Annotated in this window: 26 protein-coding genes and 1 pseudogene; 12 read left to right on the top strand and 15 right to left on the bottom strand. The window is 42.3% G+C overall.

Features of this window, described 5'->3' with window-relative positions; all coding sequences use genetic code 11:
• Positions 1-170 precede the first annotated feature (170 nt).
• The 4 genes from BCT49_RS12680 (at position 171) to BCT49_RS12660 (ending at position 3,193) form a co-directional block, all read left to right on the top strand.
• Positions 171-1,262 carry a PQQ-dependent sugar dehydrogenase gene (locus BCT49_RS12680; RefSeq protein WP_102435595.1) on the top strand — a complete coding sequence of 364 codons (1,092 nt, stop codon included), beginning with the start codon at positions 171-173 and terminating at the stop codon, positions 1,260-1,262.
• Between the two features lie 490 nt (positions 1,263-1,752).
• Positions 1,753-1,962 carry a cold-shock protein gene (locus BCT49_RS12670; RefSeq protein ID WP_010430417.1) on the top strand — a complete coding sequence of 70 codons (210 nt, stop codon included), beginning with the start codon at positions 1,753-1,755 and terminating at the stop codon, positions 1,960-1,962.
• A 117-nt stretch (positions 1,963-2,079) separates the two neighbouring features.
• Positions 2,080-2,619, top strand: coding sequence for a YaeQ family protein (locus tag BCT49_RS12665; RefSeq protein ID WP_017631131.1), 540 nt, complete (start codon positions 2,080-2,082; stop codon positions 2,617-2,619).
• Entirely contained in the window at positions 2,612-3,193 is a 582-nt protein-coding gene (locus tag BCT49_RS12660) for a hypothetical protein (RefSeq protein WP_102435591.1), read from the top strand. Before BCT49_RS12665 ends, BCT49_RS12660 begins: the two co-directional genes overlap by 8 nt.
• 264 nt (positions 3,194-3,457) lie before the next feature.
• Here BCT49_RS12660 and folE read toward each other — a convergent pair whose 3' ends face one another.
• Positions 3,458-4,111, bottom strand: a complete 654-nt coding sequence (folE, locus tag BCT49_RS12655; protein ID WP_004731548.1) for a GTP cyclohydrolase I FolE — start codon at positions 4,109-4,111, stop codon at positions 3,458-3,460.
• Positions 4,112-4,327: 216 nt separating this feature from the next.
• Here folE and moeA point away from each other — a divergent pair, with 216 nt between their 5' ends.
• The 7 genes from moeA to BCT49_RS12620 all read left to right on the top strand — a co-directional run bounded on the left by moeA (position 4,328) and on the right by BCT49_RS12620 (position 13,442).
• Positions 4,328-5,563: a molybdopterin molybdotransferase MoeA gene (gene moeA, locus BCT49_RS12650; RefSeq protein WP_102435589.1), complete on the top strand. Its 1,236-nt coding sequence runs from the start codon at positions 4,328-4,330 to the stop codon at positions 5,561-5,563.
• A gap of 12 nt (positions 5,564-5,575) precedes the next feature.
• Positions 5,576-6,325, top strand: a complete 750-nt coding sequence (gene moeB, locus BCT49_RS12645) for a molybdopterin-synthase adenylyltransferase MoeB (RefSeq protein WP_102435587.1) — start codon at positions 5,576-5,578, stop codon at positions 6,323-6,325.
• Between the two features lie 255 nt (positions 6,326-6,580).
• Complete coding sequence (locus BCT49_RS12640) at positions 6,581-8,716, top strand: LruC domain-containing protein (RefSeq protein WP_102435585.1); 2,136 nt, start codon at positions 6,581-6,583, stop codon at positions 8,714-8,716.
• Positions 8,717-8,727: 11 nt separating this feature from the next.
• Positions 8,728-9,336: a hypothetical protein gene (locus tag BCT49_RS12635; protein ID WP_102435583.1), complete on the top strand. Its 609-nt coding sequence runs from the start codon at positions 8,728-8,730 to the stop codon at positions 9,334-9,336.
• A gap of 184 nt (positions 9,337-9,520) precedes the next feature.
• On the top strand, positions 9,521-9,835 hold the full coding sequence (locus BCT49_RS12630; RefSeq protein WP_102435581.1) for a hypothetical protein: 315 nt from the start codon (positions 9,521-9,523) through the stop codon (positions 9,833-9,835).
• Between the two features lie 71 nt (positions 9,836-9,906).
• Entirely contained in the window at positions 9,907-10,755 is an 849-nt protein-coding gene (locus tag BCT49_RS12625; protein WP_102435579.1) for a sulfurtransferase, read from the top strand.
• A gap of 383 nt (positions 10,756-11,138) precedes the next feature.
• On the top strand, positions 11,139-13,442 hold the full coding sequence (locus tag BCT49_RS12620) for a putative bifunctional diguanylate cyclase/phosphodiesterase (protein WP_102435577.1): 2,304 nt from the start codon (positions 11,139-11,141) through the stop codon (positions 13,440-13,442).
• A 122-nt stretch (positions 13,443-13,564) separates the two neighbouring features.
• Here BCT49_RS12620 and BCT49_RS12615 read toward each other — a convergent pair whose 3' ends face one another.
• The 13 genes from BCT49_RS12615 to BCT49_RS12555 are packed head-to-tail and all read right to left on the bottom strand — an operon-like array spanning position 13,565 to position 24,751.
• Positions 13,565-14,131, bottom strand: a complete 567-nt coding sequence (locus BCT49_RS12615) for an OmpA family protein (RefSeq protein WP_102435575.1) — start codon at positions 14,129-14,131, stop codon at positions 13,565-13,567.
• A gap of 1 nt (position 14,132) precedes the next feature.
• Positions 14,133-15,449, bottom strand: a complete 1,317-nt coding sequence (locus BCT49_RS12610) for a TadE/TadG family type IV pilus assembly protein (RefSeq protein WP_133151658.1) — start codon at positions 15,447-15,449, stop codon at positions 14,133-14,135.
• Position 15,450: 1 nt separating this feature from the next.
• Complete coding sequence (gene tadF / locus BCT49_RS12605) at positions 15,451-16,035, bottom strand: tight adherence pilus pseudopilin TadF (protein WP_102435573.1); 585 nt, start codon at positions 16,033-16,035, stop codon at positions 15,451-15,453.
• Positions 16,025-16,561 carry a TadE/TadG family type IV pilus assembly protein gene (locus BCT49_RS12600; RefSeq protein ID WP_102435571.1) on the bottom strand — a complete coding sequence of 179 codons (537 nt, stop codon included), beginning with the start codon at positions 16,559-16,561 and terminating at the stop codon, positions 16,025-16,027. The genes tadF and BCT49_RS12600 overlap by 11 nt, the downstream gene beginning before the upstream one ends.
• A complete protein-coding gene (locus tag BCT49_RS12595; RefSeq protein WP_198595855.1) occupies positions 16,558-17,688 on the bottom strand; it encodes a tetratricopeptide repeat protein in 1,131 nt (376 codons plus the stop codon). The genes BCT49_RS12600 and BCT49_RS12595 overlap by 4 nt, the downstream gene beginning before the upstream one ends.
• A complete protein-coding gene (locus BCT49_RS12590) occupies positions 17,685-18,551 on the bottom strand; it encodes a type II secretion system F family protein (RefSeq protein ID WP_102435569.1) in 867 nt (288 codons plus the stop codon). Before BCT49_RS12590 ends, BCT49_RS12595 begins: the two co-directional genes overlap by 4 nt.
• Entirely contained in the window at positions 18,551-19,465 is a 915-nt protein-coding gene (locus tag BCT49_RS12585; RefSeq protein ID WP_017077517.1) for a type II secretion system F family protein, read from the bottom strand. The genes BCT49_RS12590 and BCT49_RS12585 overlap by 1 nt, the downstream gene beginning before the upstream one ends.
• A complete protein-coding gene (locus BCT49_RS12580; RefSeq protein WP_009845561.1) occupies positions 19,462-20,727 on the bottom strand; it encodes a CpaF family protein in 1,266 nt (421 codons plus the stop codon). The genes BCT49_RS12585 and BCT49_RS12580 overlap by 4 nt, the downstream gene beginning before the upstream one ends.
• Complete coding sequence (locus BCT49_RS12575) at positions 20,724-21,917, bottom strand: AAA family ATPase (RefSeq protein WP_102435567.1); 1,194 nt, start codon at positions 21,915-21,917, stop codon at positions 20,724-20,726. Before BCT49_RS12575 ends, BCT49_RS12580 begins: the two co-directional genes overlap by 4 nt.
• A gap of 2 nt (positions 21,918-21,919) precedes the next feature.
• Positions 21,920-22,381 (bottom strand): hypothetical protein, encoded by a 462-nt coding sequence (locus tag BCT49_RS12570; protein ID WP_017077514.1) that lies wholly within the window; start codon positions 22,379-22,381, stop codon positions 21,920-21,922.
• Complete coding sequence (locus BCT49_RS12565; RefSeq protein ID WP_102435565.1) at positions 22,381-23,706, bottom strand: type II and III secretion system protein family protein; 1,326 nt, start codon at positions 23,704-23,706, stop codon at positions 22,381-22,383. Before BCT49_RS12565 ends, BCT49_RS12570 begins: the two co-directional genes overlap by 1 nt.
• A gap of 1 nt (position 23,707) precedes the next feature.
• Entirely contained in the window at positions 23,708-24,484 is a 777-nt protein-coding gene (locus tag BCT49_RS12560) for a pilus assembly protein CpaB (RefSeq protein ID WP_102435563.1), read from the bottom strand.
• Between the two features lie 54 nt (positions 24,485-24,538).
• Complete coding sequence (locus tag BCT49_RS12555) at positions 24,539-24,751, bottom strand: Flp family type IVb pilin (protein ID WP_065104638.1); 213 nt, start codon at positions 24,749-24,751, stop codon at positions 24,539-24,541.
• A 164-nt stretch (positions 24,752-24,915) separates the two neighbouring features.
• Between BCT49_RS12555 and BCT49_RS12550 the strand changes: the two genes are divergently transcribed.
• A complete protein-coding gene (locus BCT49_RS12550) occupies positions 24,916-25,419 on the top strand; it encodes a prepilin peptidase (protein ID WP_102435561.1) in 504 nt (167 codons plus the stop codon).
• Here the strand turns inward: BCT49_RS12550 and BCT49_RS25985 are convergent.
• Positions 25,420-25,743, bottom strand: a pseudogene (locus BCT49_RS25985) (LysR family transcriptional regulator); the annotation flags it as partial.

Here is a 25,743-nt window from a genome sequence, read left to right as displayed (position 1 = left end):
TATAATCATACAATACTCGCTCAACTAAATATGTGAATAGTGACTTTTCATTTATCCTAACTTTTCATTTACCCTAACTATCTATTTGCCTTAACTATTTATTTGCCCTAGCTACCGACTTGCTGGCCACAAGCTAAACTAATACAACGTCATGACATTCAAGGACTTCAATGAACACTCATCATCGTATTCTTTCCTGTGCTTTGGCACTCATCGTATCAGGTCCAATTGCTTCAACCCCAGTTTTTGCATGGCAGGCAGAAAAAATCACAGACGGCCTCGAGATTCCATGGGGTCTCGCTTATGTCGATGACGGTTCTATGCTTCTCACAGAAAAAGCAGGCGTTATCAAACACGTTGATTTAAAAACTGGTGAACAAAGCACACTGTTCAGGCTTCCCAATGTTTGGGCGAAAGGCCAAGGTGGTTTGTTGGATATCGCGATCTCTCCTTTTGAAGAAGATAAGTTCTATGTTACCTACAGTAAAGATGTCGACGGCGAAGGCGTAACCACGCTTGCTTCTGCTACGTACAAAGGCGATGAGGTGTCTGACTGGCAAGATGTGTTTGTGTCTAAATCAAGAACGGATACAGGTCGTCACTTTGGGAGCCGCATAACCTTTGATGATAGTCATCTGTATTTTTCAATCGGCGATCGTGGTGACCGAGACAATGGTCAAAACACCTTAACCCATGCAGGCTCGATATTGAGATTGAATGCCGATGGAAGCCCACCTAGCGACAACCCATTCACCGATAACGACCAAGTTCTCAATGAGATTTGGAGTTTCGGTCATCGTAATCCACAAGGACTCTTTTACGATTTCCCTAGCAAAAGGCTTTGGTCTATTGAACACGGGCCACGCGGTGGAGATGAAATTAACCTAATAAAAGCAGGCGCTAACTACGGCTGGCCAGTGACCTCACATGGTAAAGAGTATTGGGGCCCTATCAGCGTGGGAGAATCTGAAACCAAAGACGGTATTGAAGCACCTAAAAAAGTCTACGTGCCTTCAATCGCTCCGGGTAGTTTGATCGTCTACCAAGGTGACAAATACCCAGAGTTACAAGGCAAGCTGATGACTGGCGCACTTAAACTTACTCACATCAACATTGTGACGGTCAACGAACAAGGTGAGGTAATCAAAGAAGAGCGTATTCTTGAGGACTTAGGTGAAAGAATAAGAGACATTGAAACCTCTCCCGACGGCGACATTTTCTTCAGCACTGACAATGGCAATCTATATCGCCTGAAGAAGTAACACGATACGCAATCACACCGCGATATAAGGTCTGATTGCGTCAGTTTTCCCGCTATTTATAGCTACTATTTAACGACGTTTCTACCAAACTCGCGGTTTGGAAATCTGACGCTAGAGATAGTTGTTTTAGGGGTTTCAACTTAGTGATTACACGTATAAAACCAGTGTAATTACTCCAAATTTGTCATCAATTTCACCCACGTTTTTCACAAAAACGACAACAAATCACCATACTACTGTAACTCCATGATATTTAAGGAATGCAAAGTTTGACTGCCCCCAAGTTTCTGCAACCTTTCGTTATGGATTCGATTGACTATCCCTTGATTTGATTTAGACTTCATCTCGGCTAGAAAGAAAGTTCTTTGTATATAAACATTTCGTTGGATTACTAGTAACCCCGTTGTGTTGTACGCAATAGCAATAAACTTTTCCGCGCTATCAGTGCCACAATTGGCTCAAAATAAAAATTTAATTTTAGGATATCATCATGTCTAACACAGTTACTGGTACAGTAAAATGGTTCAACGAAACTAAAGGCTTCGGCTTCATTCAACAAGAAAACGGTCCAGACGTATTCGCACACTTCTCTGCAATCACAGGCGACGGTTTCAAAACTCTTGCTGAAGGCCAAAAAGTTGAGTTCGTAGTATCTCAAGGTCAAAAAGGCCCACAAGCTGACAGCATCAAAGTACTTTAATTTAGTATTTTAAAGCTTTCTAAAAATAGCCAGCCTCTGCTGGCTATTTTTTTACCCGCTATTCAGAGATTTAAGGTAATATTCCCCCTCACTATTTCTACCTAAGACACCCCCTCAATGGCTCTTAAACCGACAATCTACAAGTTTCGTATCTCTCTAACCGATATGAATCGCGACTATTACGACTCTTTTAATCTAACGGTTGCACAACATCCCTCTGAAACAGAACAGCGAATGATGGCTCGTATCATGGCTTTTTGTATCAATGCCTCTCCTGAACTTGAGTTCACTAAAGGGTTGTCTAGCATTGAAGAGCCAGATTTATGGCAGAAGTCTTTAGATGATCAGATCCTAGAATGGGTTGATGTGGGCGAACCGGACCCTGAACGCGTTAAAAAGGCAACTCGTCTATCTAAATCTGTACGCGTATTCAGCTTCAACACTAAATCAAATGTTTGGTGGGAACAGAACAAAGGCAAATTCGGTTACCTAAAAGCTCAAATCGTTCGTTTAGACAACGACGGTATCGAGCAATTAGCCGCAATGACGCAACGCACAATGGATCTTTCAGTGATGCTGACGGGCAATTCAGCGTTCGTAAATAGCGACACGCAATCAGCTGAAGTAACGTGGGAAGAGCTACAGAGTAATGACTGAGATCCAAACTCAGACTGAACCTCAGCGCCAAACTAAGCTCGAAGTTTGTTTGCAGCTCGCTGGTCTCGATTCAGTGAAAGCGCTGACGACAGGCTATGAAAAAGAGTTAAAGTCATTTACTGATGAAAACCACGCTCTTTTCAAACACGCGAGTGAAAATAAGCCTGAGAATTCAGAACGACAAACCTTACTTGGGCTGTTAACCAAAGTGCATATCGATGTGAGCTACCGCTTTGAAAGTAATAAAGAAGCCAGCGAAGCGATGCAAGGCGTTTTCGATAACACGGTAGGCAGTGAACACGGCGACAAATTTCAAAACTCCAATGCTCAGCAATTAAAGTTAGTGACGCATTTGTGGTTATTCATTCAAGGACGACTAGGAATGGATTACAGCCTAGCGAATGATCATGCGGCTGCGACCGCGACATTACTGTCTCGTCTTTCGAGAAGTACTGATGACGAAATTCGAGTCGAGTTCATGGGTAGCTTTTATGATGGCTTGAACCTCTATCAAGCCGAGAACAAACCATCAGGCTTTGTTCATCGTTTTAAGCGTTTGTTTAATCTTACTTAGACACTCCACCAGCTGCTGTACCCAAATTTGCGCTTTATAGATTCTGTAGAGCGCATCTAATTTCGTTCCAATCAAACAAACCCCCTCGAAAAGCAAATACCCTATTACGCTCGTTCCTCGCTTTAGGGAATGACGGCATTCGCAGCCATTACAGTTAACTTCATTACAAGTACAAAAAAGCCCCGCATAAAGCGAGGCTTAGAATATTTTCAACGAACTTCAATTTACAGAGGCTAAATTGAATTCATCTAATAATGCAGCGAATTAACGTAGGCCGTGTAAGAACTCATGGCGCGTTGCTGGGTTTGATCTAAAAATACCGCCCAGTGCTGTTGTTGTCGTTTCGCTGGTTGCGTCCATCACACCACGCGATTTTACGCAGTAATGAACTGCATCCATGGTTACAGCAACATCATCCGTTTCTAGTAGCGTTTGTAATGCAACAAGGATTTGCTGTGTCATGCGCTCTTGAACTTGAGGGCGTTGAGCAAAGAAACGAACGATTCGGTTGATCTTCGAAAGACCAATAATCTTACCTTGCGGAATGTAAGCCACTGCAGTTTTACCATCAATGGTGACTAAGTGATGCTCACATGTGCTGGTTACGGTAATGTCTTTTACTCGTACCATCTCACGAACACCCATCTTGTTTTCGATCACGGTGATTTTAGGGAAATTGGCGTAATCCAAACCTGAGAAAATCTCATCCACATACATTTTCGCAATACGTTGTGGTGTTTCTTCCAGACTGTCATCTGCAAGATCAAGTTCAAGGAGAGTTAGAATCTCACGCATATGGTGTTCGATTCGTTCCTTTTTCTCTTCTCGGCTAACCTGATTAGGACGCATTGGTGTCTCTAATCCGCGGCTTGCTAGCGCATCTTTAACCAACTTCGCTGATTCGCTAAGACCTGACATTGAACTTCCTCTTTTATTGCCCCTTCTGGATGGCAAACAAGGATACTCGGAATTTTGAATAAATACACCCATATTTTAAGGGAGGTCATTATTTACGGGGGTTAAACTATGCTAAAGTGGCTGCAATTTCGTTGGCGAATAGTGTTAATTTGATCATTATTGAATCACTACTGCCAGCCACCAAATCAAAATAATAACGACCAAAGGATTTCAATTATGGGCTGTTGCGACGCTCCCGGCTTAATGCCAATTGAAGAAGCACTAGATAAGCTGCTATCACCAATCAAACCAATCCAAACGACTTTGTCTCTGCCTCTTGCTGAAGCATTAGGTTATGTCCTTGCTGAAGATATTCTTTCCCCTATTTTCGTACCTCCTTTTGATAACTCAGCAATGGATGGCTATGCATTACGCTTAGCAGACCTAAAGAACGGTAAAGTACTGCCATTGGCAGGCAAATCTTTTGCAGGCCAACCGTTCGAAGGTGAATGGCCAAGCAATACCTGTATTCGCATTATGACTGGCGCAAAAATCCCTGAAGGTTGTGACGCTGTCATCATGCAAGAGAATACGGTCGAAACTGACACTGGTATTGAGATTCAACAAGACGACATCAAGCTGAACAACAATATTCGCCCTACTGGTGATGACATCAAACAAGGTGATATCGTTCTTAGCCGAGGTGAACGTTTAACACCTCGTGATATTCCGATGATTGCTTCACTGGGTGTAAGCCACGTGACGGTGTTACACAAGCCTAAAGTCGCGTTCTTCTCTACTGGCGATGAGCTAAAGCCATTAGGCCAGCCTCTTGAAGATGGTCAGATCTACGATAGCAATCGCTACGGCATTAAACCGCTGATCGAGGCTTTTGGTTGTGAAGCTATTGATTTAGGCATCATCCCAGATAGCCCTGCAACGCTTAAAGAGACCTTCGAGAAAGCACAGCAAATAGCAGACGTGGTTGTGACTTCTGGCGGCGTAAGTGTTGGCGAAGCTGATTACACCAAAGACATTCTTGAAGAACTGGGGCAAATCGGTTTTTGGAAACTGGCAATCAAACCGGGTAAACCATTCGCATTCGGTGAACTCGATAACGCATGGTTCTGCGGCCTACCGGGCAACCCTGTATCGGCGATGATGACCATGTACGTGTTGGTTCAACCTATGTTGGCTAAATTGGCGGGTCACACCGCGTGGACAGCTCCGGAGTCTATTCCCGCTATCACCAAGTCTGCATTCAAAAAAGGCCCAGGCCGTACTGACTACCAGCGTGGTGTCTACTCGATTGAAAACGGTCAATTTGTTGTAGAGACAACTGGTAACCAAAGCTCAGGCGCTTTCCGTTCAATGAGTTTAGCAAACTGCTTTGTAGTGCTAGAACGTGAACGTGGTCGCGTAGAAGTGGGCGAAACAGTTCAGATCCAACTGTTTAACTCGACGCTTTACTAACGAGGCTTACTGATGGAAATACTGTCTGACGCAGAGATGCTTCGTTATAACCGCCAAATCATCCTTAAACAGTTTGATTTTGAAGGCCAAGAAGCGCTGAAACAGAGCTCAATTTTGGTTTTGGGTGCTGGCGGCCTTGGCTGTGCTTCTGTCCAATACCTTGCGACTGCGGGTATTGGTAAGCTCACGCTCATCGATGATGATATTGTCGAGCTTTCTAATTTGCAGCGCCAAGTACTGCACACCGATGCGGATATTGGTAAGAAAAAGGTGGATTCGGCTGCAGAATCACTGCAAAGATTGAACCCTCATCTGACGATTGAAACTGTTGCTAATCGACTTGATGACCAGGCACTTGGCAAGTTGATTGAAGCTCACTCGCTTGTTCTTGATGCCAGTGACAACGTGGAAACGCGCAATCAACTCAATCGCTTATGCTATGCATCGAAAACACCACTGGTTTCTGGTGCTGCGATTCGCATGGAAGGTCAGATTAGTGTGTTCACTTATCAAGACGCCGACGCACCGTGTTATCAGTGCTTGAGTGCTCTATTCGGCAATGCTGCTCTAAGCTGTGTTGAAGCAGGCGTTATGGCGCCTGTTGTTGGCATGGTAGGCGCAGCTCAAGCTCTAGAAGCGATTAAGGTAATTGCTAAGTTCGGGCAGCCAAAACAAGGCAAGCTCTTGATTCTCGATGCCATGTCACACAGCTGGCGTGAGATGAATTTGATGAAGATGCCTAATTGTTCGGTGTGTGGATAGACTCACTCGTATCCCATCTTATAGAAAACCTAAGCCTTGACTAAAAGTCAGGGCTTTTTTAGAGCTCAACACCCGTTTCTCAAATCGCTTTATCAATTTGAAATACTCGATGAGAGATTAGTTTCATTTGAGTTCTCATTTTGAGAAAACAATAAAAACCCGAACCAATTAAAATAAAAACATTAAAAATCAACAACTTAAAGCTGGCATGTAACTTGATTAAGTATCTAGACCTTCCATGACAAGGATGTAGATATGAGAATTACAACGTTAAGTTTGCTATTGAGCGCGCCATTGGTCGCCAACGCAGCGCCATTCGATACTTGCCCTAGTAAGGCATACCTCTTTCAATCCACTCCAGTTCAAGTCTGGGGAGTTAACCTCGTTACTGGTTCAACTACCCTGCTAGAAGACGATACAGGGATGAATGCTAATATCAATGGTGTCGGATTTGATTTCCAAGACCGTTATATCTATGGCTACGACACCACCAACAAACGATTAGTCCGCCTTGGCCAGGATTTCCAAGCCGAAGTAATTAGCGCTAGCGGCTTACCAACCGACCATACCTTCTATGTAGGTGATGTCTACGACCACGTTTACTACCTCTACCGCACCGGTAAGGGGTTGTTCACTGTTGACCTGTCCCCTCTCGATTCCGATCCTAATGCAACCGTTACGGTCAACAAAATCGCAGGCAGCCCAGCAACTGTCAGGTTGACTGATTTTGCGTTCCACCCAAGTGATGGCTCTTTATATGGTATCGACAATAACTCTGGTGGCTTGTACAGCTTCAATCCTACAACGGGTGCAGAAACCTACATTGGTGACACAGGCGAAACAGGCACATTCGGTGCGGGTTATTTCGATGTAAACGGCTACTACTACGTATCACGAAATCAAGATGGTAAGATCTACCGTATCAACTTATCACCAGACAACGCAGCCAACATCGCAGCTGGGATTGTTCCAGCCGTTGAGTTTGTATCGAATGGCCCGGCTTCTGGCCAAAACGATGGTGCACGTTGTGCCAATGCCCCTGTTGTAGATGAAGATTCAAACATCGACTTCGGTGACGCGCCAGATAGCTACCTGACTCTGCTCGCTAGCAACGGCCCTCGACATGAACTTGATGGCGTCACATGGTTAGGTACAACGCCTCCAGATGCGGATTTAGATGGTTATGTCACACCACAATCAGATGAAACCGTTGGAGTGGATGATGAATGGGCAAATGGTGGTATCGGTTTTGTTACCGCACTTGAAGCCGGGCTTGATTCAAAAGTGGTGATTGAAGCTTCAACAACCGGTTACCTTTCAGCTTGGATTGATTGGAACCAAGATGGCAGCTTTGATGGTGCTAACGAACAAGTATTTACCGACTACCAACTGGATGCGGGTGAAAACGATCTGTTCCTAAATGTCGATATCAACGCACTAACGGGGACGACTTGGGCTCGCTTTAGATTCAGCCAACAAACCAACCTGAGCTACTTTGGTGGTTCTACATCTGGTGAGGTGGTCGATATTCAAGTCGATGTTCTTAATGACGGTGCCACAGCCCGTTACTTCCCAAGTGCTTCTGGTTACGCAACCTTGGCGTATGAAGACAACTGGCCTTATAAAGCCGACTACGATATGAATGATGCCGTGATTATGTATCGAATCACAGAAATCTTAAAAGACGGAAAAGTCGTGAAATCCACCATCGACGGTCGCCTAGCTGCTGTTGGTGCAACCTACAGAAATGGCTTCGCCGTTCGCTTACCAAACCTTGCACCAAGCTCGGTAGACAGCGGTAACTCTTACATGAAACACAATGGTGTCTTTACTGACTTAGATATGGAAGACGGACGCAGCGAGGCTATCTTTGTTGCCGCCGAGGATTTAACGTCAAAAACCGACACATCATGTACCTTCTATCGAACCAGTAACTCATGCAAAGACAACGAGCAGTTTTCTTTCCAAATAGGTATCAGCTTATCAGGCGATGGAATTAGTACTGATACATGGACAGATATGCCTTACGACCCGTTTATCTTTGCAACACCTGGCTACTATCACGGTGAAAATCTACCTCTGCACCCAGGACGCAGTTGGGAAGTTCACCTGCCAGACCAAGCACCAACGGAAGCCTTTGATACCGATAACCTCTTTGAAGCTGGGCTAGGTGTCGATGACAGTAATCCATCAACAGGTAAATATTTCAAAACGGCAGAGAACCATCCTTGGGCACTCATCATTACATCAACCGATGAGTGGGAATGGCCGCTAGAGTACGTGGATATTGTTACCGCTTACCCTGAGTTCAAACAATACGCTGAGTCCGGTGGTGACACGAACCAAACATGGTATGAATCACCTGCAGACAACCAATGCTACGTGCCATAAGGAGAAACGTTATGAATACTCACAATAAACAATATCGAGAAACTCACAGCGTTGATTCGAGTCACAATCTAGCTAAGGAAGATGGTATGTCTGCACACAGAACTTGGAACATGAAAAAATCGTTGGCTGTTATTCTCGCTGCCACTCCACTGATATTGGTTGGGTGTGGAGGCGGCGGTGGAGGTGGCGGCAGTGCATCGACACCATCTCCAGCAACACCGTCGACGCCAGCAGCGCCTTCAAATCCAGTAACAGGAACGACATCTTCAGCGACAAGTGCAGCAGCGGCACCAATCTATACAATGAGTGATGTGGTTGTGCCCGATGGCTTTGATTACAGCTCTGTTGAGCAGTTTGATCTCGACATCGACATCAGTAGCATTTCTACCGCTCGCTCATTTGTCACTGTTTATAGCCGTTTCAGCACACGAGATGACTCTACCTTAAAACCAGACTACTCAAGTAAAGTGATTGCTGGCTCATTAAACAACGGAGTCTTCGCGTCTAACTTTACGGCTCCAGTCAATCACGACTCATTGTTAGTCGAAATTTGGTTTTATGATGGTCAACCGCCATTACAACAAGTGGTATCAAGCAGTGATTCCCAGATCGTTTGGTAATCGACAGAAACCGTTTGGTCGTCAACAGATGAAAAACTGATTCTGTATCAATCCAAAGTGAGCAGCGATGCTCACTTTTTGATCGCATAAGAATGGATAGCCACTCAAACTTTCTGATTGATTACATTCACTTTACTGCCAATCTGACTTATCTTTTCAAGATTACCTTCAAAGACTTACTCTCATGAAACAGTTAAAAATAGGTCTATTTATCTTAATGTGTGGTGTCGCTGTACTGTTGGCTCTCACCTACTTCCCTTTGACCTCAGAGACAGGGCAACGTATTCAAGCCAAAGTGATTTCTAATACTCTCACTCAATCTCTAGACGGACATAGGCGCTACCTCACAGTTGAAACTCAAGACAACGAAATATTTCGCGTTTCCATTCCACCAACAACAGACTGCCCTCTTGATTCTGTGGTCGCGCTTGATACATTAAACAATCAAATAACCGGACAAAGCAGTTATCAGTTCATACACTGCCGGACTGCGCCTTAGTCGTCGATATAACGAGACGAATCTATATAACTTCCGTAATAGCTATAACAACAAGAATGGACATAATAAGAATGACTCAGCCACTCATTTCACCGCAACAACTTCAACAACGTTTGCTAGAAGAAGACAACATTGTAATCCTCGACGCCAGTATCGAATTTCAGATTCCAAGTGAGTCAGAAAAGATCAAAGGACAAATGATTCCTGGTGCGATTCGTTTTGATTACGACAAAGACTTTTGTAATAAGCACACCTTGCTTCCTCATATGTTCCCTTCTGAAAAACACTTCAACACTCGTGCTCGCGAAATTGGTATCAATCAAGACAGTACGGTTGTGGTTTACGATAACTCTGGTACCTTTGCTTCGCCTCGCGCATGGTGGATGTTTATGGCGATGGGACACAAAAACGTTTACATCTTAGATGGTGGTCTACCTGCGTGGATTGAAGCGGGTTACGCCACAGACACTTCGTACAGAACTGAAGTAACACCAGGTAACTTCGAAGGTCATATTCAAGACTACTACTTTGTAAATGCTCAGCAAGTCCAAAGTTATTCCGATGATCAGAGTGCAAACATTCTGGATGCACGTTCACAAGCTCGTTTCGATTCAGAAGTACCAGAGCCACGTGAAGGCTTGCGCAGCGGCCATATTCCGAACTCAATTTGCCTACCATTTGCACAAGTCTTAAATGCAGGTAAATTGAAGCCTCAAGAAGAGTTAGTCGATATTTTCTCGACCCTAAACTTAACCCCCTCTCAACCGATGTTCTTTAGCTGTGGTTCTGGTGTGACGGCTTGCATCATCTTATTGGCCGCTAAGCTGGCTGGGTATTCAGGTGAAATGGGCATTTATGATGGTTCATGGACTGAATGGGGTGCTAACGAGCAATTACCTATCGCCGTGACCAAAAAATAATTCAACTTAGCTTAATGCTACTGTTAGAATAGACTGCGCATGCATAAAGAGCTTACTCGTAGTGATGACTTAACGTCTCACACAGTAAGCTTTTTGCTTTGCGGTAATGCTACGTCGTTTGAAAACAAATCTGGATTGACTCAGTTGCTTTTAATCTATAGCGATTTACTGACCATAAACCGTGATTAATCATGGGCAAATCGTTATCAATGTGGTGAATAATAATATTTCACTCAAGAATCTCTGCTCGTAGTCGTTACACTATTTAATCACTGATACTTTCATCATTGATGTTTGTATCTTTCGTTGCATGAATCACGCTGACAACCTAATAGTTTGTCGCTTGCACTCTGTTAAAAGTAGTCACCTACAAAAGGCATCTCATGGCTCTATTTAAGAAAAATATCTGGTCGCTGTACGCTCTGATCGTACTGCTTACCTTGATACTTTTCGCCGTGTTGGGCGTAACCAAGTGGCAAGCCAATAGAGACGACTTCACTCAACAACAACATATTCAAGTCGAGCTGTTTTCTAGCTCTGTAAGTTCGCTGTTGACCAGTCAAGAAGCCCTGCTTGAAGTGGTTGGCCACCAATTGGCCCAGCAGTCTGACTTCACTCGTACTGCCTCCATTCAAATTCGACCAATACTGGATAAGCTGCTAGATACTCACCCTGCGATTGCAGCTTTTGGGCTACTCAATCCTAAAGGGGACTATCTCGCCATCAGTTCCAACATGCAACTGTCTGACCAGCGAAACTTACTCCAATACCCATACACTAGAGACTCATTTCTAGAAGCCATGTCCAGTGACAAAATGGTTTTGGGACGCACTTATTTTCAACAGTCGCTGAATAGCCTGGTTATCCCGTTAAGAAAATCAATTTCAATCGATGGCAAGAACGTTGATGCGGTTATGACAGCGGGATTACGCCTAGACAACACTATCGTCTTCGAGAACAATGCCCATGCAGGCAGTTACAACACGTTAAGTTTGGTCAGAGAAGATCGCTATCGACAGTTTCACTCTAGCGACATCAACAATCTAGATTCGTACTTAAAACCTATCAGCGATAGCACCATGAAACTGGCCGTTGAAAATTTTGTTCAACAAACTGGCTTGAGTGTTGATAACGCTAAAAATGAAGATTTAACGTACTCCTTTGTTGTCGATGACGGCAATTATCACGCGCTATTAAGTGCAAAATACATCAACAACTATAAGCTTTGGGTTATTGGCCGAACCGACCTCGATCATGTTGATAAAATATTCGTTTCTGAGTTCAGCGTTCTATTCGTTGCCTTTATCTTTCTACAGTTTGGCTTCTATACATTGGTTACGTCGATCGCTAAGAACGAGCAAAGAACTCGGAGTCAGTTGATTTACCAAGCGAACCACGACCCATTAACCTCTCTACCAAACCGCTTATACATGCGCCGAAACATTGGCAAATGGATTGAGGATGAGTCAGAGCAATTCTCGCTGTTGTTTATCGATATCGATAATTTTAAATGTGTCAATGATACCCACGGGCACGACTTCGGAGACAAGGTGCTCAAACAGATCGCATTACGTTTGATGCGATTCCGCTCTCGACTCAGCTTATTAGTGCGCGAGTCTAGTGATGAGTTTTTGTTTTTAACGCCGATGACGAGTGAAACCGAGATTAAACGACTGGCAGAACGCCTTATCGAAGTCCTCTCCCAACCTTATGAGGTCGAAGATTCTCAGTTCTTATTAGGTTGTAGCATCGGTATTGCACGTTTCCCTGAACACGGAAAAGATCTCGATAGCCTACTCCGCTCTGCCGATATTTCGATGTATAAAGCGAAGCAGCAGCAAAACTCATACAGCATTTTCACCACAGCCATGCAAGACGCTCACCTCTACAAAATGAAAGTAGAACAACGGCTGCGTATTGCTATTGAGAAACAAACGCTATTCATGGCTTTCCAGCCTCTGGTTCGCGCTGATGAGAGTACTCATGGCGTAGAAGCACTGGTTCGTTGGATTGATGATGAGCTAGGGTTTGTTCCACCCGATGTGTTTATACCGGTCGCGGAAAGCACGGGTTTAATGCAAAAACTCGGTACCTTTATTATCGAGTCCAGCATCATGCAAATCGCTCATTTGCACCGAACAACAGAACAAAAGATCGGCCTTTCGATCAACATATCCGTGCGTCAGTTTTCACATAAGTCGTTCTCAGAACACCTATTCGCAACGCTTGAGAAGTATCAGTTCTCTCCAAGCTGCTTGACGCTAGAGATTACCGAAAGCTTGTTCATTGAAGATGTGGCTATAGTGAAACCACTGTTTGAAGCGCTCAAAGAAAACGATATTAAGATCTCTCTGGATGACTTCGGTACTGGCTACTCATCGTTGAGCATGTTGAAAGCACTCCCTATCGACGAACTTAAGATTGATAAGAGTTTCATTGAGAACATTGCAATAGACCAACAGTCGCTGACCATGGTGCAAAACATTATCGCAATCGGTAAAAACTTCGGCATGGTGGTATTAGCAGAAGGTGTAGAATCAAACGAGCACTTCTCGATTCTAAAGGCTTGTGGCTGTGATTTGATGCAAGGCTATTACTTCTCTCGCCCTATTCCTTACGATGAGCTGTGTGAATATCTAACACCGACTCAGGTTGAGACAAAAGAGCTACCTGAACCAACGGTATAGATGTTTGGTTATCTATCTAGCGATGAATTAAAAAAGGGAGTCCAAATGGGCTCCCTTTGTTTATACACCGCTTAACATCGCGGCCCAAAAAATAAAAATACAGACAACGACAACCAAGCCCATTACGACTTAACAGTGATCACAACTCGTCGGTTACAACCTGTTTCCTTGTTGTCTTCAACCTTACAAATTGGCGCGCTTTCACCATACGCATATTCAACAATGCGACTTCCTTGGTGAAGATCTTTCTTCAAGTAGCTCGCCACTTGCCCAGCGCGTCGAGATGACAATGCTTTGTTGTAGTTTTTGCTGCCTAAGCTATCTGCATGTCCTTCTATATAAATTTTCGACTTGTCATCAACTAAGCTAAGGTACTGCCCTAATACTTGTTTATGGCTTTCATCCAATTGGTACACATTAATTGGATAATTAAGTACCAAGGATTGCGTCGCTTTATCATAGAAACACACATCATCTTGAGCTGCGATTTGAATAACTTCACTTTCTCTATTGATAACCTCATTTTGAGGTTTCTCATCTAGCTCTATCAGCTTTCCAGTCACTTGTGTCGTCACAGTATGAGAAGACACCAACGTTTTCGAAGTGACGTACTCGCCGACATTGCCCAAGCAGTTCGCGTAGCCCAATGGAGACATTAGCATCGTAGATAAAATTACTAGGTATCTCATGTTAATCCTTTAGTTTTCCGGTTTCTTCATTAATCAAATTCAAAATGTACTTGTATACATCTTCGCCATCTTTAGCGTGATAGATGTTCTTCTTACCAAAGCAATCTCCAAAGCCATCGGTTTCTGCCACTTTATAATTAATACCAATGACGCCCATCGTGACTTTCGTTTTCTCAGCTTCAGTTGGTGCGTTACTTTGGAAACGATTTCGTTTCGCTGAAATAGTTGAGCGCAGCTTTTTACATAGCCCCTGATCCACTAATTTCTGTAAATAAGTCTTGTCGTTGTCGCTACCATCGGATAACACAATAAACACTTGTTCAGGGTTAAGGTTGGTCGCCTTATTGGCTTCTTGTGCCGCTGCAATGATCCCATTCCAAGAAGAGGTGCCTCCACCAGCTTTCAACTGAGCGCTCATCAACTGAGCTCGAAAGTTGTCATAGTCTTCAGTCAGTGGAATATCATAAAACTTGTAGTCATCATCAAAATCATTGTTTCGCTTATAAAGTCTCTCTACTTCATATCGACTCATTCCATACGATGGTTCGATGATCTCATTATACAAGGTTGGTTTATCAAACATTCGTCTAACCGTTGTCGCAGGAGAGTTCCGAGCGTAATCATAAACGTATTTCTTTCGCCATGAAGCACGATAGCCATAAGCATTAAGTCTTACTATCTCATCAGATTGTTTAACATGGAGCGGGTTGTACCCGAGCAAAGCAACTCGGCTTTTTTCTTCCGTGTTAAACTCTTCAATATCATCGACGACTCGTTTAATGGTCTCTTTAACGACATCGAGCTTCATTTTGCCGTTCTTCCACGAGTAACCCATAGAACCACTAAAATCACCGATAAAGTAGACATCAACAGGCTGAGGCAGATACTTACGCGTGACTGCTCGCCCACTCACCGAAAATTCCGGTTTTAAGTTCATCTCTTCGTACGCGATCCAAGACGTATATTTGGCAGTCGCACTGACCACAAAGTCACTAAACGGAGCAAGTTCACCACTGGCTTGAACACAACCATCTCTGTACTCACAACGGCTTGTAAACACCGCAACATCAACATCATCCGTATTATCAACAACATATCTATCGACTAAATAGCGTGCATACTTTACGTTCTTTTCTTCGTCCTCTTTAGGACTCGCAATAAGTGCTAAACTAGCAACCTCTGCGGCTTCCAATAACCTTGTATGCGCCAGCATCTGTTGAGACATCTGCATCGAAAATGCCATGAAAATAACCATCATAGGCAATAGACCAACGAATAAAATACCGGCGACACCTCGGTTTTTCTTTATCGATTTCACCTTAAACCCTCGCAAATGAATAAGATGTACTCACAAGGCGAAAAACCTCTCCGTTAGCGATACCAATCAAATTAGTCGGGATTTCATAACAAAGAGAAACCTGATACATAGGTAACCTGCGGCCTCGTGATGTCAGAGGGAGTATTTCTATCGCTTTTTCTTTGGTGATATCACTCATGTCTGGAAAATCACATCCGTGTATGCTCCCTTTGGTCAGAGTCTTTTGAACCCTTCGGTAATTCACTTTACCTCCAGATAAAGCGGTTTCCTCAAGCCTTATCTCGTCGATACGCATCCCAAATTTGGTTTTATCAAAGTTTGGAATCATTCGTTTCATCGAAGCAGAAGCAATCACAAACGCGTTGTGTTCTGTTTTCCGACAATCGCCCGCACAGATATCCATATTGGCATTAAACAATTGTTTTCGTTCAGCAAAGATTGTGGTCAATGAATAGGAAGCTCTGTCGAGTTGTCCTTTTTTATTGATGGCCAACATATGGTTCACGACGACAACAAAGATCCCTGACGCAAAGACCAATACCATCGCCAACTCAACTGCAAATGCACCTTTTTGTTTAGCTTGCACAACCCGCTCCCTGACCAATTTTGAAAGAGCATCTTTCATATTCTTGAATAGTGATAATTTCCCGCTTGATAGGCATGTCTGGGAACCATATGGAGACAATCGGATCATAGGTGTATTCCAAAGCGTAAACAGCCAATGCCATGTCTTCCGGTTCATCTTTCTTATCTGGACACTTATCTGCAGAAGCATAAGTATCCGTGCATTTCAGAAAGCCTTCGTAATCTCGAAAATAGTTAACATGGATGATCACACTCCCCTCTTTGACTACGTTGCTCCACAAAGAGCCGCCCGCTTTGTTCAACTCGTCTTTGATCATTTGGCCGTAGTTAATGGAGTTACTACTGCTCGAGTCACCCGCTTTTTTAGTTCGCATCACCGCTGTCGTTAATGCGTGATCAGTCATACTCATTGAGAAGGTCAAAATACAGATTTCAACCCATCCAAAGACAATCGCCAGAAAAATCGGAATACCCATAGCAACTTCAACCGTCAACGACCCCTTTTGCTTTCGCTTAAACGATCTCATAGTCGGACATACCTTTTCTTGGTGTAATCAACAACGAATGCTCCCTTGATATCGATACTGTTTAAGAACGCTTTCGCTTCATCTAGGTCATTAAAATCACCAATGCAATAGCGCTTCCACAGTCCATGTGTATACGAATAAACAGAGCCATAATTTGTTTTTAAGTAATTCAAAAAATCCGAAGGAATCGCCGTATACGTCGCCAACACTTGTACTCGATAAATAGGTTTCGCACCGGGTTTAAGTTTTCTTGGGTCAAGCACCGAACCATCGACACTGTGTCTAGAAGCTTGAAACTCTGCGGTCGTATCCAATTTACTGACTCGCGATGTCGGTGCTACAAAGCCACCTGAATTAACTTGAGAACCAATAAGCTGTTGTTCCATTTCTATCGTTGACTGTGTCACGGCCTTCTTCCCTTTGCTTTTAGATATTGACCTCATCAATGCAGATAGTTGCTTGTGAGCCAGCTCATCGCTATTCGAATGTTTCAAAACTTCCAATGCGATATCCGGTCGCTGAGATTTAACCGAAGATAGAATCAAGTTAGAACTCACTCTCTGGTCGTTTGGATTTGACAGGTAAAGGTCATATAAAATGTCCGTCGCACCTAAATAATCAGACTGCATTATCTTTACAACGGCGATATTGTTTCCGGCTTCTCTGTCTGAGGCTCCTTGCTTTCGACTTTCTTCAAAATGCTCAATAGCTTCGGCAAATCGCTTTTGTTGCGCTAATATTTTTCCGGTTAAAAGTTGATATTCATATTCTGCTCCACCTTCATCCCGATAATTTTTAAGCTCTTCTAATGCGTACTCAAAGTTTTTTTTCTGATAGTAGATTCGAGCATTGGTTAGAATAAACTCTGGATCATCAAGGTCACTTTCACTATAGGTACTTCGATATAATTCAGCCGATTTGATATCTTTAAGATCTAGATACAAATTAACAAGCTTTACTTTATATACCGGGTCAGATTGGATATTCGCCTTATAAAACTCTATAAGCTTTTGTGAATCACCCGATCCAATGAGCAATTGTTCTTTGGTATCAAGTTGATTATTAACCGTTGTACAACCAGAGATTAAAACCAACATAATTACGGTTAATATATATTTTCTTATCACATCAACATCCTCAAAATACCAGGGGCAGCAATTAGCACAACAATAGGAACCATGATAAAAGCGATAAGCGGGATTGACATTTTCGCCCCCATCTTTCCAATCCGTTCTTCTAAATCCATCATGTTTAGCTCTCTAATATCAGTAGCTAAGGTCGATAATACGGGACCAACAGATGAACCAAATTGGAGGCTCTGTACCATTGTCATTACGAAACTTTGTGACTCGCTGGTCGGCACGAGCTCGTAAAATTCTTCTAATGCTTTTTCAAGGCCCACCAAGCGCGAGCGTTCGACAGTCACTCTCACAACATGAGCAAGGTTACTGTCTACTGAGTGAAGTTCTTTCGCCAAGTACTCTAGGCTAGACTCAATAGTCATGCCGGTATGGACACAAACATTCATAAGGTCGAGTAAAAAAGGTAACCTTGAACTGATGTGCTTTATATTGGCTTTGCCTCGAGCTGACACATAGGAATCCGGCGCGATGACAAACGCTAATAAGGCCCCCAATAAATACAGCAAAGCAAATATTACTTCGGTTTTACCGTTAAAGAAGTCAAGACCAATTAATACTAGGCAGATACTAAAAGGGATTATTTTCAATAAATAGTAAGCATCAGCAAGGAAGTCATTGTAAAAACCAGCTGCGACTAACTTCCTTTTAGTTTCATGCTTATTGAAACTAAGCCGAGACAAAACAGCCTTGAATAAATCCGTTCGTTTTTTTTCTTCGCGTGTTGAACCAATTATTTTTCGAGTTTCTATATTTGCTCTCGTGTTATCCCAAAAACGCAAGCAATACGTAGCTAGAACCATAGAGATAATAAATATGACACTCCAAACAATAGCAGTTTCAAAGTCCATCAATTGACACCTCGCAAAATCAGCCAGATGCAAAAGAAACCTAATAATTCGCTTACTAGAACGTAATAAAAAATAGGTTGTCCCGCTTCCTCAAACATAACAAAGCTATAGTTCTCAGGGCTTGTAAACTTCAAGATGATAAGAAAAATCACGGGCAAACAGGCGATAATCTTGGCAGAAGCTCGCGCTTCTGAGGTCAATGCATTCTTCTTTTTCTCAACAGCTCGAGAATCAAACATAAGTCGATTAATTTTGTTGATCACATCTTTGAGCTGGCCACCCCGAGCTAGGTTGATTCTTATCGTTGAAGCGAAAAAGAAATACTCTAAATAAGGAAAAGTATTGCTGCTACGTTCAAGAACATCATCAGGATCTTCACCAATAAGTAATCGCTCAGCCATAAGCTTGAACTCTTTGCCCACATCATTATCAAGCTGCTTACCTACGTACTCGAACGCATGAATAATGCTTTGACCAGAAGAAATAGCGCCGCTCAAAATGTTCAAAGCGTCTGGGAAGTTAGTTTTGAAACGATCCATCTGTCTTTGCTTTAACTTTGTGTAAAAAACAAAGAACAAGATTGGTTCAGCAAGGAGTAAACAAACGAAATAATCCTGACGCAAGAAAAACTCATTGACCGCATAGACTGCCGATGCTGTCACAGATACAAATAGAATTAACTTCAAAGACATATTAGGTTGAAAGACTTTGATGGTCTTCTTGTAACTTTTCCTTAACCGGGCTTTGTAGCTCTCTTCAAACTGTTGTGAATCAATAACAGAGCGAACACCTTTAACCCCTTCAAATTCAGCTTCCATCTCAATTAAGCTGCTCAATTTTTTGTTTTGACGAGAGCGATGGATAAGAAAGTAAAGTAGCAAAGCGCTCCATGAAGCAATCAGTATTAAGGTCATGTAAATATCTCCTTCACTGCTTGTTCTAAACCAAAGAATTTTGCGCGTTCATAAATCACAGAACGAGTCGATAAACCGGGTGTTCTGAACTCACCTTCCATCTTTCCATCTTTGAAATTTGAAGTAGCTTCATAACGAAAAATGTCTTCCATCACCACACTATCCCCTTCCATCCCGATAATTTCAGAAATGTACATCACCTTGCGGCTACCATCGTGGAGGCGCTTTACTTGAACGATAAGGTCCACTGCACTAACGATGGTTCTACGTATTGCTGATATCGGCAGACTGGCTGTTGCCATCATCACCATGCTCTCAGTACGAGCAATGGCATCACGAGGTGTGTTAGCGTGCAATGTTGACATAGACCCGTCATGGCCAGTATTCATGGCTTGAAGCATCTCAAAGGCTTCACCACCACGACACTCACCCACAATGATTCTGTCAGGACGCATACGAAGGGCATTAATCACAAGGTCACGCGCGGTGATCTCTCCCGTCCCCTCAACGCTGGCTTGTCGAGTTTCAAGTCTTACGATGTGAGGCTTTTGAAGTTGTAGCTCAGCAGCATCTTCAATGGTAACAATACGTTCAGTTTCACCAATGAACCCAGACAACGCATTCAACAATGTCGTTTTACCTGAACCCGTACCACCAGAGATCAATATGTTGCACTTGCAGTGACTGGCTATAGACAATAACTTTGCCATTTCCACAGACATGGCACCAAACTCAGCTAGATTCTCAAGCCTAATTTTTTGTTCTTTGAACTTACGAATAGAGATAGATGTGCCATCTATTGCAAGCGGTGGAATTACAATATTTACACGACTGCCATCCATCAAACGAGCATCACAAAGCGGTTTCGATTCATCAATACGACGACCTACATTCGAAGCGATTCGTTTAGCTATGGTGTTCAGTTGCTTTTCATTAACAAATTGAATGGGTGACTGTTCGACTTTGCCATTGATTTCAATGAAGATATCGGAAGGCCCGTTGATCATGATGTCCGATATGTCATCGTTATCGACCAAAGCTTGCAGCGGCCCAAGACCTTTCAACTCATCGAGTAATGCTTTGACTAGATCAACGCGCTTAAGAGAACTGACTTGCAATTGCTTTTTGTCGATCAATATATTAACTGAATCTTTAAGCTGTTCTTCTAGCTCTTGATTACTGATTTCAACAAGCGTCGCGGCGTCCAAAGCATCGAAGATTTCATCTCGAAGCTGGATGTAAATTTCTTTTAATTGATTCATTTTCTAAACAAACTGAAACGTGATTTGGTTTTAATTTTCTTGCCTGTTAACGTGGCAACCATACTCAGAACGGCAGTCGAGGACTTAGATTTAAGCAACTCATTAATACCTTGCTGCACCACTATTTTTTCAAGTGACGGCTCATACATAAAATCAATGCTATCTTTGGCTTTGATCCTCTCTTTTGCGCTTGCGAGCGTAACCATGAAGTCTTTCGCTGGTCTATTCAGGTTGAAAATAACCTGGTGTTCAGACTTACCGATCTTCTTCTTTAACGAGTTGTATGAACGCAATGAAGAGACCGAAGGTTCGCAAACAATAAAGATGCGGTGATACTTATCTGATAACTCCTGATCGTGCATCTCTTCGTAGCAAGAAAGCGGCGCTGAATCGATAATAAAGTTATACTGATCAATAAGTTGACTCGAAAGGTTGTACAGCGTAGATGCGTGATCAGAAAGACAGGCAACATTCTTCTCTAGAACCAAATAATCAAGTTTCTCTTTGACGCCATGCACATAGGTTTTTGCTATCGCACTGTCGATATCGATCTGATTTAAATCGATACTATTGTGCTTAGCCTTCAAGCCTTTTACACCAATATAAATGTCGCTGTTTAGCGCTCCTGAATCATGATCCACTAAGAGTGTCTTTAGGTTTGCTTGCTCTGCTAAGGAATGTGCTAAAACAGAACTTACGCAAGATACTCCAATGCCGCCTTTGGTTCCTAACACCAATATACGTTTAGCTACTCTCGTTTTTTTAACGGTGCTTTCACCTTCTTGCGTCGCCTTTAATGCCGCGAGTAACGCATCAAGCTCAGAATCCCACAAGACATATATAGCACCCAGAGAATGCACTTGGTTACGCAGTTTTATAGAGTCGACATCGCAGAGAACAAGCAAAGATATATTCACATCTAGGCGAATCGAAATCTCGGACACTTGCTCAATAACATTAGAAGCACTTCGAAGATCGAGCACAACATGATTGAGCTTGATGTTTGACTGATTCCAAACACCATCTAAATCAATATCGGTCACTTCAAGTGGTTTGGGAAAGCCTTCAATCGCGTATAGATCATTAATCGATTCAGTTAAGGCGCTATCGTCTGAAACAATGAGATCGGTAGCCTCAACTGCCGACTTCATTTTCGAAGACGAATTACGAAACAAGATATCCAAGTCCATAACTATTTCGCCTTCTTAATTGGATTGACCAAGCTAATATTACGATTGTGTTCGACACTACAGCCAAATTGATAATCTTCCCTTTTAGAGAACACCATCACGCCACAGTCACTGCTTTTAATTCGGACATATCGACCTATGATTAGGATGTTTTTTTCTTGGTCATGATCGGCAAGCTCGACTTTGTATCTATCTTTCGAGATGGATTCTGACTTAAATCGATCGCTTAACTTCGCGACAAACTCACTCGCATCAGGCTTATATCTAACTAAAAACGTCGCCTTTGGCTCTCTTACGTTGAGATCTCGAATAAACGCCACAGAACGAGGCATCGAATCTTCATCAGTCGTCATGTCAAATTCAAAGCGTTCCTCTAATTGTTCAATAACACTAGAGTTACTGGTATCAAGATGAGTGCAAGCAGAAGTGAAAAAAGCTATTAAGGTAATAACGATCCATCTCATTAGTTGAACCCTCCTTGATTAATCGTGTCTTCCAACTCAGGTTCATCGAGATCTGAGAGGTCTATTCTTAGCAATCGTTCGAGATCACTGGTACGTCTAAAACTTGGCAACTTAACTTGTTCTTGCTCGACAGGGTCAACGAGATTGACAGTCGCAACAATGATCAATTCCGTTTTAGAGCGGTTCGTGGAAGTGTGGCTAAATAGCGCCCCTAAGATTGGGATATCCCCCAGAATTGGGATCTTGGTTAACGATTCACGCTCTTCTGACGTAAGTAACCCTGCAAGTACAAAGCTTTGGCCGTCTTTTAAATGAACCGTCGTTTGAGCTCGTCGAGTTCGCAAAGAAGGCACAGAGATTAAACCCGTCGTCGTTTTGTTCGATTCATCAATAGAGCTGACTTCAGGGATCAAGGTTAAGCGGATGTTTTCCGTGTCAGTAACCTTGGCAACCATGGCTAACTTAACGCCGTACTCTTTGTAGGAAATAGTAATGCCGTCTTCGTCTCGTACCGCAATTGGGATCTCACCGCCAGCAAGGAAACTGGCTTGTTCACCCGAAATAACAGAAAGGTTGGGCTCGGCCAATACTCGACCGATTTTGTCATCACCACTTGCAGAGATAACAGAAACGATATCTTGAGCCGTAAAATCAAGGAGCTTATTAACAAAAGTACCCGGCTCTCCACTGTCGCTGTATGTCACACCCAACTCGGTCAGAAAAGAACTCGAAACTTCTGCAACCGTCAGCTTTACATTTATCTGTTCAGTGGTGAGAACTTTGAGATTATTAATGACTTGGTCGTAGTTGTACTGTGCCGTGTACTCCAGTTCGTCTAAAGCCTCGCCGTCAGCATCCCTTAATTCATAAGCAGCGCGGCGACGATCTTTCTTCAGCATTTCTCCGACGAGACGGTTAATCTTTTGTTTGATCTCTTCACTACCGACAATACCGTCTAAGACCACTTGGTCACCGACATTGGAAACCATAACGCTTTCATCAGGAAATCGAGCAATGAGCGTTTGCTTAAGAAGTCTTAAGCTTTGATTGACAACTAATTCCGCATTGTAAATTTCATTTCCGCCGCGATCATAAACAATCACTGAGGTAGTGCCCTGGCCAACGCCGTAAACCACAACCTTGTTTTCATCGATAATTTTGTAGTCAGCTATTTCTTGATTCGCCACAAATACCGTTGATATCTGTCGCTTCAAATTAATGGTTTTCGCAGCGCCTTGATCCAAGTTCATTAATTCTGATGCGAGTAATGGATAAGAAAGAATCCCGCACAATAGCAAGGCTATATTTTTCTTCTTTAAAGTCATGTTATTCCTTACCACGTAATTCTCTGACACCGAACTGAGTTTCTAAAAGGTCACTACTGCGGATAGATAAATAGCGATTCTCGATTTCAGATGGAATGATATTCACATCACCTATTTTTTGAGCCATTTCGAGTTTCAAAACGCTGCGCATATTTAATGCAATGACTAAACTGTATTTTTTATCTTCAGCATCCTCTGAATCAGTATCTTCACTGCCTTTTATTACCTGCAGCACGCGAGCTCCACTAATAATCACTCGGCTAACGAGATCACCGATGTCACCATATCCATTCTCAACTAGATTGGATTTTGATGAGGTTGTGGAAACGAAACTCACTTTATCACCAGGGGTAAGCGTTGCGGTTTGTACGACTCCGATACCAGTTACTTCATAAAAATAAGGTAATTCACCGTCATTTAATGACAGGTACATATAATCTCGGTCACCCGGGTTAGAGATCATATCTTGTGTTATATAGGTGCCTGCTCCGATGTCATCTTTAAAAAGAGCACCAGGTTCAACAATAAGATCGTCTTCTAGCGTGTAGTAGTAACCATCTAAATCAGATATATGGACAAACTTCTTATCATAAAAATTAGGAGTTAACGGTTGAGAACGTTTTATCGCTTTCTGAGTGACTAAAATACTGACCTTAGGTTCTTCTTGCTCCTGTACTTCCTGTGGTTCTTCATCAGATGACATATAGTTCATATTGATATAAATCAATGTGGAGAAAATGGAAAAAGCAACAAGAAGGAGAATGATAATTCTGTTCATATTAAGCCTAAAACAGGGGCAAAAGCCCCTTTATATATTATTCTTAGTGGCTGATTATTTGCCTGTAGTAGCTGTAGTCAAATTAGTGGTCACTTTAGTTAATGCACCAGTGATAGCATTTTTAAGCGCATCAGTTTGAAATGCTGCTAATACTAGAGCCGACATTACAACAGCAATAATTGCATATTCCACAGCGGTAACACCACGTACATCATCTTCGAACTTCATTTTTAGTTCAGCTAGTTTTGCTAGAGTTTTGTAATACATAATAATCCTATAAAAAGTATATTGACCATTGGTCTAATTGAAATTGCGAGTAAAATTTACCCGATACAAAAACATACATCCAATTAATAGTTATTATGATCGCATAACATAAACTTATTTTAGCTCGCATAAATGTTTTTTATGAGCCTATAATAATTAACAATATGGTTTGTATTGATATAGATAACTATTACCTATACCCTATATTTATGAATATAGATTTATTATTTTATACCACTTTAATTTTTATAAACTTTTTAATATTAGTATGCGTGTGTTTTTTCGATGGGAAGCATAGAAAGATACCAAACAATCTCAGTAAGACTGCTTTAATATTTAGCATTTTCGTCGCACTGTATAACGGTTATTTAATGACTTCGATTTCCATTGCTATTCTATGCTTCTTTGTGTTTTTTATTCTTTGGTATGTAAAGGTTATAGGCGCTGGAGATGTGAAGTTAATCGGCGCCTTAATCATTGGTATACAACCCGACTTTGCAATAATAACACTGATTTTTATAGGTTTTTTTGGTGGAGGGTTAGTCTCTATTATGTACATAATAGGAAAAGCAGCAGGTTTTGATAGCTACAAAAAAGGCATTCCTTACGGAATACCTATTGCTTTGAGTTGCTTTATTTTTAGCACAATATCAACATTATCAAACTGATTACATAATATTATGATTCAATACTGGTGTTGAAATATCACTAATTTGAAATAGCTGTTGAATCTTATCTTTAATGCCTAACGTCTCCAACTCTTGCGAAATCTCATCGCTACACCAGACATACATATTCACTTTTTGACGTAAAGGTATTGTTTTACAATTGTGATGGCATATCGACCACTCAGGAAATATTAGAATCGTACCGTTGGTTTCCAATTCATTTTTTAGTAACTGACATGAGCTTGTTTTCACCCAACTGGTCACATGCGAAGAATCAATGTTATAGTCATTAAGCAACTCTTGAACGGCTTTGTTGCGTAATTC

It is taken from the genome of Vibrio lentus (genome assembly GCF_002875945.1).
In the GTDB taxonomy this organism is placed as follows: Bacteria; Pseudomonadota; Gammaproteobacteria; order Enterobacterales; family Vibrionaceae; genus Vibrio; species Vibrio apostichopi.
The sequence above is the reverse complement of the archived record's forward strand: the minus strand, read 5'-3'. Positions and strand labels throughout refer to the sequence as shown.